Origin of the sequence: Bradyrhizobium lablabi, assembly GCF_900141755.1 — a bacterium.
Taxonomy (GTDB): Bacteria; Pseudomonadota; Alphaproteobacteria; order Rhizobiales; family Xanthobacteraceae; genus Bradyrhizobium; species Bradyrhizobium lablabi_A.
In genome coordinates this window covers 2207794-2220568 of the sequence record NZ_LT670844.1, presented here as the reverse complement: position 1 = coordinate 2220568, position 12775 = coordinate 2207794, and the positions used below count along the sequence as shown (strand labels likewise).

At 62.7% G+C, this 12775-nt stretch carries 13 protein-coding genes; 10 read left to right on the top strand and 3 right to left on the bottom strand.

Annotation, left to right across the window (positions count from 1 at the left end; all coding sequences use genetic code 11):
• The first annotated feature begins 98 nt into the window (after positions 1–98).
• Together B5526_RS10355 and B5526_RS10350 are read left to right on the top strand one after the other, a co-directional pair.
• Positions 99–1619, top strand: coding sequence for a Do family serine endopeptidase (locus B5526_RS10355; protein ID WP_079538109.1), 1521 nt, complete (start codon positions 99–101; stop codon positions 1617–1619).
• Between the two features lie 134 nt (positions 1620–1753).
• A complete protein-coding gene (locus B5526_RS10350; protein ID WP_079544713.1) occupies positions 1754–2908 on the top strand; it encodes an IS4 family transposase in 1155 nt (384 codons plus the stop codon).
• A gap of 112 nt (positions 2909–3020) precedes the next feature.
• On the opposite strand, the gene B5526_RS10345 is transcribed toward B5526_RS10350, so the two are convergent.
• The 3 genes from B5526_RS10345 to serB are packed head-to-tail and all read right to left on the bottom strand — an operon-like array spanning position 3021 to position 4400.
• Positions 3021–3269, bottom strand: coding sequence for a DUF2442 domain-containing protein (locus tag B5526_RS10345; RefSeq protein WP_079538108.1), 249 nt, complete (start codon positions 3267–3269; stop codon positions 3021–3023).
• Entirely contained in the window at positions 3250–3486 is a 237-nt protein-coding gene (locus tag B5526_RS10340; RefSeq protein WP_079538107.1) for a DUF4160 domain-containing protein, read from the bottom strand. The genes B5526_RS10345 and B5526_RS10340 overlap by 20 nt, the downstream gene beginning before the upstream one ends.
• 5 nt (positions 3487–3491) lie before the next feature.
• Positions 3492–4400: a phosphoserine phosphatase SerB gene (gene serB / locus B5526_RS10335; RefSeq protein ID WP_079538106.1), complete on the bottom strand. Its 909-nt coding sequence runs from the start codon at positions 4398–4400 to the stop codon at positions 3492–3494.
• 5 nt (positions 4401–4405) lie between these two features.
• On the opposite strand from serB, the gene miaA reads away from it, so the two are divergent.
• The 8 genes from miaA to ilvC all read left to right on the top strand — a co-directional run bounded on the left by miaA (position 4406) and on the right by ilvC (position 12763).
• On the top strand, positions 4406–5416 hold the full coding sequence (gene miaA / locus B5526_RS10330; RefSeq protein WP_244562260.1) for a tRNA (adenosine(37)-N6)-dimethylallyltransferase MiaA: 1011 nt from the start codon (positions 4406–4408) through the stop codon (positions 5414–5416).
• A 345-nt stretch (positions 5417–5761) separates the two neighbouring features.
• The gene (locus tag B5526_RS10325; protein ID WP_079538105.1) at positions 5762–7537 is read left to right on the top strand and encodes an acetolactate synthase 3 large subunit; all 1776 of its coding nucleotides are present in this window, start codon (positions 5762–5764) and stop codon (positions 7535–7537) included.
• Between the two features lie 162 nt (positions 7538–7699).
• Positions 7700–8683 carry a threonine dehydratase gene (locus B5526_RS10320; protein ID WP_079538104.1) on the top strand — a complete coding sequence of 328 codons (984 nt, stop codon included), beginning with the start codon at positions 7700–7702 and terminating at the stop codon, positions 8681–8683.
• A 183-nt stretch (positions 8684–8866) separates the two neighbouring features.
• Positions 8867–9409: an acetolactate synthase small subunit gene (ilvN, locus tag B5526_RS10315; protein ID WP_079538103.1), complete on the top strand. Its 543-nt coding sequence runs from the start codon at positions 8867–8869 to the stop codon at positions 9407–9409.
• A 3-nt stretch (positions 9410–9412) separates the two neighbouring features.
• Positions 9413–10108: a class I SAM-dependent methyltransferase gene (locus B5526_RS10310; RefSeq protein WP_079538102.1), complete on the top strand. Its 696-nt coding sequence runs from the start codon at positions 9413–9415 to the stop codon at positions 10106–10108.
• A 12-nt stretch (positions 10109–10120) separates the two neighbouring features.
• Positions 10121–10996 (top strand): EamA family transporter, encoded by an 876-nt coding sequence (locus B5526_RS10305; RefSeq protein WP_079538101.1) that lies wholly within the window; start codon positions 10121–10123, stop codon positions 10994–10996.
• An 8-nt stretch (positions 10997–11004) separates the two neighbouring features.
• Positions 11005–11607: a LysE family translocator gene (locus B5526_RS10300; RefSeq protein ID WP_079538100.1), complete on the top strand. Its 603-nt coding sequence runs from the start codon at positions 11005–11007 to the stop codon at positions 11605–11607.
• A gap of 136 nt (positions 11608–11743) precedes the next feature.
• Positions 11744–12763, top strand: coding sequence for a ketol-acid reductoisomerase (ilvC, locus tag B5526_RS10295; RefSeq protein ID WP_079538099.1), 1020 nt, complete (start codon positions 11744–11746; stop codon positions 12761–12763).
• Positions 12764–12775 lie beyond the last annotated feature (12 nt).

The window sequence follows — 12775 nt, the reverse complement described above, 5'->3', positions numbered from 1 at the left end:
GGCCAAAAGCTTGAGCCCGAACGCTTGCGCCGCAGCCCCATTCGGGCGCACTGTGGGCTTCAATTTCCGCCCCCGTTTTGCGAGAAGAGAGAGCTGATATGACCGGTGCTACCGAAGCCTTGACTCATCGCCTGCGCCCCTTGCTGGCCGCGATCTGCCTTGGCGCCACGAGCGTGCTGGCGTCCGCGCCGGTTTTGTCGGTACCGGCCCTGGCCCGAGGCCCCGACGGCATCGCCGACGTCGCCGAGAAGGTGATCGATGCGGTGGTCAACATCTCGACGTCGCAGACCGTCGAAGCCAAGGGCGGCGGCGGAGGTGAGGGTAGGGGCACGATGCCGCAACTGCCGCCGGGCTCGCCGTTCGAGGAATTTTTTGACGATTTCTTCAAGAACCGCCGCGGCGGCCCGGGCGGCAAGGGCGGCGACCTGCAGCCGCACAAGACCAATTCGCTCGGCTCCGGCTTCATCGTCGATACCTCGGGGATTGTCGTCACCAATAATCACGTGATCGCGGATGCCGACGAGATCAACGTCATCATGAACGACGGCACCAAGATCAAGGCCGAGCTGGTCGGCGTCGACAAGAAGACCGATCTGGCGGTGTTGAAATTCAAGCCGCCAAAACCGCTGACCGCGGTGAAGTTCGGCGATTCCGACAAGCTGCGTCTCGGCGAATGGGTGATCGCGATCGGCAATCCGTTCAGCCTCGGCGGCACGGTTACCGCGGGCATCGTCTCGGCGCGCAACCGCGACATCAATTCCGGCCCCTATGACAGCTACATCCAGACCGACGCCGCCATCAACCGCGGCAATTCCGGCGGCCCGCTGTTCAACCTCGACGGCGAAGTGATCGGCGTTAACACGCTGATCATCTCGCCTTCGGGCGGCTCGATCGGCATCGGCTTTGCGGTGCCCTCGAAGACGGTGGCGGGCGTGGTCGACCAGCTCCGGCAATTCGGCGAACTGCGCCGCGGCTGGCTCGGCGTGCGTATCCAGCAGGTCACCGACGAGATCGCCGAAAGTCTCAACATCAAGCCCGCGCGCGGCGCCCTGATCGCCGGCGTCGATGACAAGGGGCCGGCCAAGCCCGCCGGCATCGAACCCGGCGATGTCGTCGTCAAATTCGACGGCAAGGACATCAAGGAGCCCAAGGATCTGTCGCGCGTCGTCGCCGACACCGCGGTCGGCAAGGAGGTCGACGTCGTCGTCATCCGCAAGGGCCAGGAGCAAACCGTCAAGGTCACGCTCGGCCGCCTGGAGGATACCGACAAGCCGGTGCAGGCGTCGAACAAGGCGCAGCCCGAACCGGAAAAGCCGGTGACGCAAAAAGCGCTCGGCCTCGACCTCGCCACGCTGAGCAAGGACCTGCGCTCGCGCTACAAGATCAAGGACAGCGTCAAGGGCGTGATCATCACCAATGTCGACGGCACGTCCGACGCCGCCGACAAGCGGCTGAGCGCCGGCGACGTCATCGTCGAGGTGGCGCAGGAGGCGGTGAGCAACGCCGCCGACGTCAAGAAGCGCGTCGATCAACTCAAGAAGGACGGCAAGAAATCGGTTCTTCTATTGGTATCGAACGCCGACGGCGAACTGCGCTTCGTGGCGCTGAGCGTGCAGTAGCATTCGATTCTCGTCATGGCCGGGCTTGACCCACCACTGTCCGGTTCGATTTTTGTAGACAGGGTGCATGACGAGGATTCTTCTGTGTTTTGAGCGCTTCGCACACGTTCGAGACACCGAAGGAGGTCCACGCCATGCGGCATCAGAATAGCGTATTTCACAGTCTAACAAAGCACGTTCCTTGGTCTAAGTTCGAACAGATCGTGGAGAAGTACGGGGCCGACCGGCTGGTGCGGAAATTGACGACGAAGCGTCAGTTCATCGCATTGCTGTACGGGCAATTGAGCGGCTCGACGAGCCTGCGGGAGGTCGTGACCGGGATGGCGAGCCACGAGACGCGGCTTTATCACGTGGGGGCGGCACCGGTGAAGCGTTCGACGATGTCGGACGCCAATTCGACGCGGCCTTGGCAAGTGTTCAGCGAGCTGTTCGCGCAGATGCTGCCGCAAGCGCATCGTGGGCTGCGGCGCGCGACGGCAGACGCGGTCCGGCTCATTGATTCCACCAGTGTTCGGCTCTCCAGCCTGAGCGAAGGCTGGGCGACATTTTCGGCCGATGTGTTCGGCGCCAAGGCGCATATCGTCTACGATCCGAATGCCGATCGGCCGGTTTACTTTGCGGTGACGCCCGCTAACGTCAACGACATCACAGCCGCCAAGGCGATGCCGATCGAGCCGGGCGCAACCTACGTCTACGACCTCGGTTATTACGATTATGGCTGGTGGGCGCGGCTCGATGACGCCGGCTGCCGCTTCGTGACGCGACTGAAGAAGAATACCCCGTTCAGCGTGGTAAAGGAGAACCGCGTCCCCAAAAACAGCAATATTCTGCGCGACCGCGTCGGTCATTTGCCGGCCCGGCTCGCCAACAGCCGCAAAAATCCGCTGCAAGTTCCGGTCCGAGAGATCACCGTGATCATCGACACCGGTAAGCTGTTGCGCATCGTGACCAATGATCTCGACGCGCCGGCAGAAGAGATCGCAGAGCTTTACAAACAGCGCTGGCAGATCGAATTGTTCTTTCGCTGGGTCAAGCAGACGCTTCGAATCAGGCACTTCATCGGTGTCTCCGAGAATGCCGTCCGCATTCAGATCGCCATCGCCCTGATCGCCTTTCTCATCTTGCGCATGGCCCAGCTGGCTCAAAAAGCGGTGCACAGCCCTCTCGAATTTGCCCGCCTCGTCCGCACCAACCTCATGCACAGACGCCCGATCAACCATTTGCTCGAACCCCTACAGCCGATCCCGATAAACCCCGATCAGTTGAAACTTGGACTATACTTCCAATGAACCGGACAGTGGTGGGCTTGACCCGGCCATCCATCCTCTTTGCAAGATTACTTTGAAGGTTGGTGGATGCCCGGATCAAGTCCGGGCATGACAGCTATATGCGCCCATACAATCAAATAGCCGGCCGACCAGCCAGCATTCCTGCAACTCCAAGGTCTTCATCAAGCTCAGGCCAGTGGATGCCCATCGGCATAAGCTCGAAGCGCGCGCGCGCTGCGGTGTTCGCATCCCGCAGCCGCGGGTACCAGGCCAGCGGAGTGGCGATCCTGCGGCCGTCCGCCAGCGTCACCACAAGCTCGTCGGCGGTGAAGACAACCGAGACCGGCCTGATATCGCCGACATCAATTTCCAAAGTGCTCATGCCATTTGCCTTCGAGGACATCGCGCTGTGATCGCAGATGGCGGATAATAGCGCCGATTTCATGGGCGGGAAATCCCGCATTCACCGCGACTGAGAGGTCATGCAGCCAGAACTTGGCTTCGAAATCTGCTGCCCGGACGTGAACATGTGGCGGCTCGCCGCGTTCGTTCGAATAGAAGAACGCACGATACGGTCCCCAACGCAGGACAGTCGGCATTGAGCCTATCCCCCCACAAACTCGTCCCGTCGATACCCCTGCGCATAGAGCAACGCCGTGAGGTCGCCGTGGTCGATCCGCGCCGCGGCTGCTGCCGCAACCGCAGGCTTGGCGTGGTAGGCGACGCCGAGGCCTGCGGCCTGGACCATGCCGAGATCGTTGGCGCCGTCGCCCACCGCCAGCGTATCGATGTCGTCGAGATCGAAGGAGTCGGTGAGCTCGATCAGGGTGGCGAGCTTTGCCGCGCGGCCCAAAATCGGCTCCTTGACTTCGCCGGTCAGTTTGCCGTCCTCGACGATCAGCTCGTTGGCGCGGTGTTCGTCAAACCCAATCATGGCTGCCACCGCGCCGGTGAAAAGCGTAAATCCGCCGGAGATCAGGCAGGTGTAGGCGCCGTGCGCCCGCATGGTTGCGACCAGCTCGCGGGCGCCCGGGTTAAGGGTGATGCGTGTCTTGAGCACTTCGTCGACCACGCCGACCGGCAAGCCTTTTAGCAGTGCGACGCGCTCGCGCAGCGCCGGCTCGAACTCGATTTCGCCGCGCATCGCGCGCTCGGTAATTTTGGCGACCTCGGCTTTCATGCCGACAAAATCCGCCAATTCGTCGATGCATTCCTGGCCGATCATGGTGGAATCCATGTCGGCCAGCAAAAGCTTCTTGCGCCGGAACCCCTGAGGCTGCACCACAATGTCGATCGGCAGATCGCCGCGCGCCTCGCGCAGGCGGGCTTCGACGGCGCGGATATCCGGGCCTTCTAAAGGAATCTGGCCGGCAAAGGGAATATCGACCGCCACCTCGTCGAACAGCCAGTGCGCGGTGCCGGGCGATGGCAGAATGGCGCGCGCGCCATCCACCACCGTGCTATCGAGCGCGGGGTCGGCGGGATTGGAGATCAGCGTGGCGACGAGAGACATTTGACGTGAGTTCGCAAGTGAGCAGCAAGGCCGTGCTTATCGCAGGGCCGACGGCCAGCGGCAAGTCGGCGCTCGCCATCGACCTTGCGCAAAAAACCGGCGGCGTCGTCATCAATGCCGATTCCATGCAGGTCTACCGCGATCTCAGGGTGATCACCGCGCGGCCGACGGTCGATGAAGAGGCGCGGGTCCCGCACCGGCTCTACGGCCATGTCGACGCCGCCGTGAATTTCTCCGCAGGAAGCTGGGTGGCCGATGCCGCCAAGGTCCTTGCGGAAGCGCGCGCGCAAGATCGCCTGTCGATTTTTGTCGGCGGCTCCGGCCTCTATTTCAAGGCGCTGACACGCGGATTGTCGGCGGTGCCGCCGATTGCCGCCGAGGTGCGCGAAGGCGTACGCGCGCGGCTCGATCGCGATGGCGTCGAGGCGCTTCATGCCGAGCTTAGGCGGCGCGATCCGGTCTCCGCCGAACGCCTGAAGCCGCGCGATCGCACCCGCATCGCCCGCGCCCTGGAAGTTGTCGAATCGACCGGACGGTCGCTTACCGACTGGCATCGCGAGGGATTGCCGCCGCTGTTGCCTCCGGGAGAGTTCAGCGCGCTGTTTCTCGAGCCAGATCGCGATCAGCTTTACGCGCGGATCGATGCCCGATTTGACTCGATGGTGAAAGCCGGCGCGCTGGAAGAGGTCGCCGGCCTGGCCGCGCGAAAACTCGACCCCCTGCTGCCGGCGATGAAGGCCCACGGCGTGCCGGCGCTGATCCGGCATCTCAAGGGCGAGATAACGCTGGAAGAGGCGGCGGCGATCGGCCGCGCCGACACCCGTCATTACGCCAAACGCCAATTCACCTGGTTCCGCCATCAGCTGCCGGAGTTTCAATGGGTCAAGCCGGAGGAGGCGGGGGGATGGCTCACCACCGTCATTCCGGGATGGTCCGAAGGACCAGACCCGGAATCTCGAGATTCCCCGATGTGCAATTGCACATCTGAGGTTCGCGCTTCGCGCGCCCCGGAATGACGGGTGAGAGGAGCCCGCGCATGGCTGAACGCCGCATTTTCGCTCTCGCCGGGGCCAAAAAACCCGGCTAAGCTGCCCAAATCGCGCTTCGTGCTGCCTTCCCTTGACTTCTAGGCCTCGGCAGCTATAACCGCGCAACCTTTGGGAAGTCCAGGCGGCTATATGCGTAATAAAATTACCAAACTGCTTATCGTCGTCGTACCCAGGCACACCGCCGGGGATGGCTAAGGCCATCCCAAATTCGGGCGGTGTGCATGGGGCCTCTTGGGCCCCTTTTTATTTTCTAAGCCACTAAAGCCACGCAACTGAAAGAAGCCGCTGACAACAGCGCATCCGGAGCAAGCCATGAGCGACAAGAGCCACGATCCGAACAAGATGACCGGAGCCGCGATGATCGTGCGGGCGCTGATCGATCATGGCGTCAAGCACATCTTCGGCTATCCCGGCGGCGCGGTGCTTCCAATCTATGACGAACTGTTCCAGCAGAGCGATGTCGAGCACATCCTGGTCCGGCATGAGCAGGGCGCCGGCCACGCCGCCGAAGGCTATGCGCGTTCAACCGGCAAGCCGGGCGTGGTGCTGGTGACTTCAGGTCCCGGCGCCACCAACATGGTGACGCCGCTGACCGACGCGCTGATGGATTCGATCCCGCTGGTTTGCATCACCGGGCAAGTGCCGACGCATTTGATCGGCAACGACGCCTTCCAGGAATGCGACACCGTCGGCATCACCCGGCCCTGCACCAAGCACAATTGGCTGGTGCGCGACGTCAACGATCTCGCCAAGGTGCTGCATGAGGCGTTTTATGTCGCGAGCACTGGCCGTCCCGGCCCTGTCCTTGTCGATGTGCCCAAGGATGTGCAATTCGCGCTCGGCACCTATCACCCGCCGCGGAAGTCCGACGTGCACGTGTCCTATACGCCGCGGGTCAAGGGCGACGCGACGCAAATCCGTAAAGCGGTGGCGCTGCTCGCTTCCGCCAAGCGTCCCATCATCTATTCCGGCGGCGGCGTCATCAATTCCGGGCCGGAAGCCTCAAAACTGCTGCGCGAACTGGTCGAAGCGACGGGATTCCCGATCACCTCCACCTTGATGGGGCTCGGCGCCTATCCGGCGTCGGGCAAGAACTGGCTCGGCATGCTCGGCATGCACGGCACCTACGAGGCCAACATGGCGATGCACGGCTGCGACGCCATGCTGTGCGTCGGCGCGCGCTTCGACGACCGCATCACCGGACGCGTCGATGCGTTCTCGCCGGGTTCGAAGAAAATCCACATCGACATCGATCCGTCCTCGATCAACAAGAACATCCGCGTCGATATCCCGATCATCGGCGACGCCGCCAATGTGCTCGGCGATCTGTTGCAGGTGTTCAAGGCGGAAGCGAAAAAGCCGGATATTCGCTCCTGGTGGCAGGAGATCGCCAAATGGCGGGCGCGCAATTCGCTGTCCTATAAAAAGAACAACGATGTGATCCTGCCGCAATACGCGATCCAGCGCCTGTTCGATAATACGCGCGGGCGCGATGTCTACATCACCACCGAAGTCGGCCAGCACCAGATGTGGGCGGCGCAGTTTTTTGGCTTCGAGGAGCCGCACCGCTGGATGACCTCGGGCGGTTTGGGCACCATGGGCTATGGCCTGCCGGCGGCGGTCGGCGTCCAGGTCGCCCATCCCAACAGCCTCGTGATCGACATCGCCGGCGACGCCTCGGTGCAGATGACGATGCAGGAGATGTCGACCGCCGTTCAGCACGAATTGCCGATCAAGATCTTCATCCTGAACAACCAGTATATGGGCATGGTGCGGCAGTGGCAGCAGCTCCTGCACGGCAACCGGCTGTCGCACACATATTCCGAGGCGCTGCCGGATTTCGTCAAGCTCGCGGACGCTTTCGGTTGCGTCGGCCTCCAGGCGATAAAGCCCGGCGACCTCGACGGCGCGATCAAGGAGATGATCGCCGTAAAGCGCCCGGTGCTGTTCGATTGCCGGGTGGCGGCGCTGGAAAATTGCTTCCCGATGATCCCCTCCGGCAAGGCGCACAACGAAATGCTGCTGCCGGCGGAAGCCAACGACGAAGCGACCGCCGCGGCCTTCGCCGGCGGCAAGGCGCTGGTGTGAGGGTGAAAACAAATTCCGCTGTCATCGTCCGGCTTGACCGGACGATCCAGTACGCCGCGGCATTCGCGTTCAAGCCGATGTGCCTGCGTTTACTGGATCCCCGCTTTCGCGGGGATGACGAGAGGTGTGGCTGGGGTGCAGGGAAGATCGACGGAAGCCAAAATGTTTGACCTTTCGCAACTGGAACGCGCCCACACTGTCGTCGCGGCGGCGATGCCGCCGACGCCTGCGCATGCGTGGCCGTTGCTGGCGGAGCGGCTGGGCACGAGCGTTATCGTCAAGCACGAGAACCATACCCCGATCGGCGCCTTCAAGGTGCGCGGCGGGCTGGTTTACGTCGATCGCCTGAAGCGCGAACGGCCCGACACGATCGGAATCATCTCGGCGACGCGAGGCAATCACGGCCAGAGCCTGGCCTTTGCCGCGAGCCGTCACGGTCTGCCGGTCACGATCTACGTGCCGCGCGGGAATTCGGTCGAGAAAAATCGCGCCATGCGCGCCTTTGGCGCCGAGCTGGTCGAACATGGCGAGGATTTCCAGGCCGCGCGCGAACAGGCCTATCGCCATGCCGAGACATCAGGTCTTCACATCGTGCCGGCCTTCCACCCGGACCTCGTTCTCGGTGTCGCGACCTATGCACTCGAACTCCTGCGCAAGGCGCCGGACCTGGATGTCCTTTATGTCCCGATCGGTCAGGGCTCCGGCATCTGTGGCTGCATCCTGGCGCGCGATCTGCTTGGATTGAAAACCGAAATTATCGGCGTGCAGTCGACCGAAGCGCCATCCTATGCATTGTCGTTCGCGGCCGGCACGGTCGTGATGACGAACAGCAGCGATACGCTCGCCGACGGCATGGCGACCCGCGTCCCCGATCCGGACGCGCTCGCGATCATCCGCAAGGGTGCCTCGCGCATCGCGCAGGTCACCGACGACGAGGTAGCAGCGGCGATCCGCGCCTACTGGACCGATACCCACAACCTTGCGGAAGGCGCCGGCGCCGCGCCTCTCGCCGCAGCCCTGCAGGACAAGCCGAAGCTCCGGGGAAAACGGGTCGGCCTGATCCTGAGCGGCGGCAATATCGATTTCGATTTGTTCCAGCGCTGGATCGCTCCGGACGCCGTCGCCGACGGCAAGGTGCTGGTGTGAGGAAGATCATGGTTGTGAAGCAACAGCGACCGCAAACTCCACCGTCATCGTCCGGCTTGACCGGACGATCCAGCACGCCGCGCGCTATCGAGTCCATCTCAGGCGTCAGCGATTACTGGATACCCGCTTTCGCGGGTATGACGAAGAGAGGCGGGCATGACGAATAAGACAATGGGGACCACAATGAACCAGCCCGCATCCGCCTACTTCATGGAAGATCGCCATGAGCCGACCGAGGCGCACACGCTCTCGGTGCTCGTGCAAAACGAGCCGGGCGTGCTCGCGCGCGTGATCGGGCTGTTCTCGGGGCGCGGCTACAACATCGAAAGCCTCACGGTCTCGGAGACCGAGAATCAGAAACATCTCTCCCGCATCACCATCGTCACCACCGGCACCCCGATGGTGATCGAGCAGATCAAGCATCAGCTCGACCGCATGGTGCCGGTCTATCGCGTGGTCGACATGACGCTGTCCGGCCGCTCGATCGAGCGGGAACTGGCAATGGTAAAGCTGCGCGGCACCGGCGAGCACCGCGTCGAGGCGCTGCGGCTGGCGGAAGCGTTCCGCGCCCGCGTGATCGACGCCACCACCGAAAGCTTCGTGTTCGAGATCACCGGCAATTCCGGCAAGATCAACCAGTTCATCGACCTGATGCGCCCGCTCGGCCTGGTCGAGATCTCGCGCACCGGGGTTGCCGCCATCGGCCGCGGGCCCGAGGGGATGTGACCCATGCTGGCGCGCGACTGGTATTATAACGAACGGCGGCAGATCGGGCTCGATTCCGCTGTCGCCTCGATCTACGACCGCCATGACGACAGCGATTTGCGGGCCCGCGCGGCGCTGAACATGCTGGGCGTGCAGCGCGGCTGGCGGGTCGCCGATATCGGCTGCGGCAACGGCGTTTTGGCGTGCGAGGCGGCGCTGATGGGCGCCGAGGTCGACGCCATCGATATTTCGCCGGCGATGCTGGCGCTCGCGGAGCTCCAGGCGCGCGATCGCAGGGTGGCGATCCGGACCCAGTCGGCGGGGCTATTGAGCTTTGCCTATCAGCCCAATTCCTATGATCTCATTGTCAGCGAGTTCGCGCTGCATCATCTGCCGGATTTCTGGAAGGCGGTGGCGCTGGCGCGGATTTTCGGCGCGCTCAAACCAGGAAGCATGTTCTACCTGCGCGACATCGTGTTCGTCAGCGTGCCGGACGGCCCCGAACGCGACGTCGAGCAGTGGGCGGATTTCAACATCAAGAATCACGGATTTTCGCGCGACAGTGTCGTCACCCATATGCGCGACGAATATTCGACCTTCGGCTGGGTGATCGAGCGGATGCTGACCGATGTCGGTTTCACCCTCGTCTCGGCAGATTACCACGCGCCGCTGCACGGCACTTATTTGTTGCGCAAACCGAAACCCGGCGAACAGAGCTAGAAAAAGAACAAGATGAAGCCGGCCGATATCGGTATCGCCGTCCTGGTGGCGGTTATCTGGGGACTTGCCTTTGTGGCGAGCCGGATCGCGCTCGACGAACTTCCCCCCGCGCTGATGACGGCGCTGCGCTTTGCCATCGCCGCCGTGCCGTGCCTGTTCGTGCCCAGGCCGAACGTGTCCTGGCCGCTTCTGATCGCGATCAGTTTTACGCTATTTCTTGGACAGTTTCTGGCGCAGGCTTACGGCATCGCGCAAGGCGTTCCCGTCGGACTCACCAGCGTGATCGTGCAGAGTCAGGCGCTGTTCACCATTGCTTTCGCGGTGATCGCGTTTCGCGAAATGCCGACGCCGCTGCAAGGCCTCGGCATCGGCGTCGCCACCGTTGGCCTATTGATGATTTGCGGCACGGTTGGTTATGATTTCAGCGCCGGCGCGTTCGCGGTGCTGATGATATCGCCGATCAGTTTTGCGATCGGCAATCTGTTGCTGCGGCAGGCGCGCGACGTGCCGATGTTCGACCTGTTCGCCTGGCTCTGCCTGGTGCCGCCACTGCCGCTATTGGCGCTGGCGTTGCTCACCGACGGACCGCAGGCGACCTGGCACGCGCTGATCCACATGTCGCTTGCCGGATTTGCCTGCATGCTGGCGCTCGGCGCGATTTCGACCAGCATCGCCTACTGGCTGTGGGGCCGGCTGCTGCGGGATTACACGGCAGCCCAGGTGGTGCCGTTCGCGTTGCTGGTGCCGTTCGTCGGCGCCGCCGCATCGTCGATCGTGTTCGGCGAGCGGTTCGGGCCCTTGCGGCTTTCCGGGATGGTCATCGTGGTGTGCGGCATCGCCATCATGCTGCTGTCGAAGCGGCCGCAAACCTTGCCGAAGATCGCGTGAGCAGTCTCATGTCGCAATCGCTGCTTTTCGCCTTTGTCCTGTTCGCCACGGTGATGTTCATCACGCCGGGGCCGAACAACGTCATGCTGCTGTCCTCGGGACTGACTTACGGTTTTCGCCGCACGTTGCCGCATATCGCGGGCATCACCCTCGGTATGGGTTTTATGATCGCCGCCGTAGGTCTCGGCCTCGGGACGATCTTCATCACCTATCCGGTGCTGCAAACGGTCCTGAAATATGCCGGCGCCGCCTATCTGATCTATCTCGCCATCGTAATTGCGATGTCCGGGACGGCAACCACGGGACAGGACAATTTGCGCGGCCCCATGACCTTCTGGGGCGCCGCCATGTTCCAATGGGTCAACGTCAAGGGATGGGTGATGGTGATCGGGACCATCACCGCTTACGCCGCGATCGCGAGCTTCCCCTGGAACATCGTGATCCAGACCGCCATCAGCCTGGTGGTCGGGACGGTGTCGACGGTGGCCTGGGCGCTGTTCGGAAGCGCGCTGCGGCCTCTCTTGACGTCGCCGAGCGCCGTGCGGGCGTTCAACATCGTGATGGCGGTATTGCTGCTGGCCTCGCTCTATCCGGTCTTTATGGACGCATGATGCCGCAGCGCGCCATGCAGAAACGGGTTTCCCAGGAAGCGAAAAATGGACTAGACAACGCCGGAAATCACCAGCCACCCCTTCAGAACACACGACGATCCGGGCGCTCCGCCCGGCCAGCGAAAAAGGAACGACCATGCGTGTTTATTACGATCGCGACGCCGACCTGAACCTGATCAAGGGCAAGAAGGTCGTCATCGTCGGCTATGGCAGCCAGGGCCACGCCCATGCGCTGAACCTGAAGGACTCCGGCGTCAAGGACGTCGCCATCGCGCTGCGCAAGGGATCGGGCTCCGCCAAGAAGGCGGAAGCCGCCGGCTTCAAGGTGATGGAAGTGGCCGACGCCGCGAAATGGGCCGACCTCGTGATGATGCTCACCCCCGACGAGTTGCAGGGCGACATCTACCGCGAGCATCTGCACGACAACATGAAGAAGGGTGCGGCGCTGGTGTTCGCCCACGGCCTCAACGTGCATTTCAACCTGCTCGACCCGCGTCCCGATCTCGACGTGCTGATGATCGCCCCAAAGGGCCCCGGCCACACCGTGCGCTCGGAATACCAGCGCGGCGGCGGCGTGCCCTGCCTGATCGCGATCCACAAGGACCCCTCCGGCAATGCCCACGACCTCGGCCTGAGCTATGCCTCGGCGATCGGCGGCGGCCGCGCCGGCATCATCGAGACCTCGTTCAAGGAGGAATGCGAGACCGATTTGTTCGGCGAGCAGGTGGTTCTGTGCGGCGGCCTGGTCGAACTGATCAAGGGCGGTTTTGAAACGCTGGTGGAAGCCGGCTACGCGCCGGAGATGGCCTATTTCGAATGTCTGCATGAAGTAAAACTGATTGTCGATCTGATCTATGAAGGCGGCATCGCCAACATGAATTACTCGATCTCCAACACCGCCGAATACGGCGAATACGTCACCGGCCCGCGCATCGTCACCGAGGCGACCAAGAAGGAGATGAAGCGGGTGCTCGACGACATCCAGTCCGGCAAATTCGCGCGCGACTGGATGCTGGAGAACAAGGTCAACCAGACCTCGTTCAAGGCCACCCGCGCCAAACTCGCCGCCCACCCGATCGAGGAAGTCGGCGTCAAGCTGCGCGACATGATGCCCTGGATCAAGAAGGGCGCGCTGGTCGACAAGACGAAGAATTGATTTTCTTCTCTT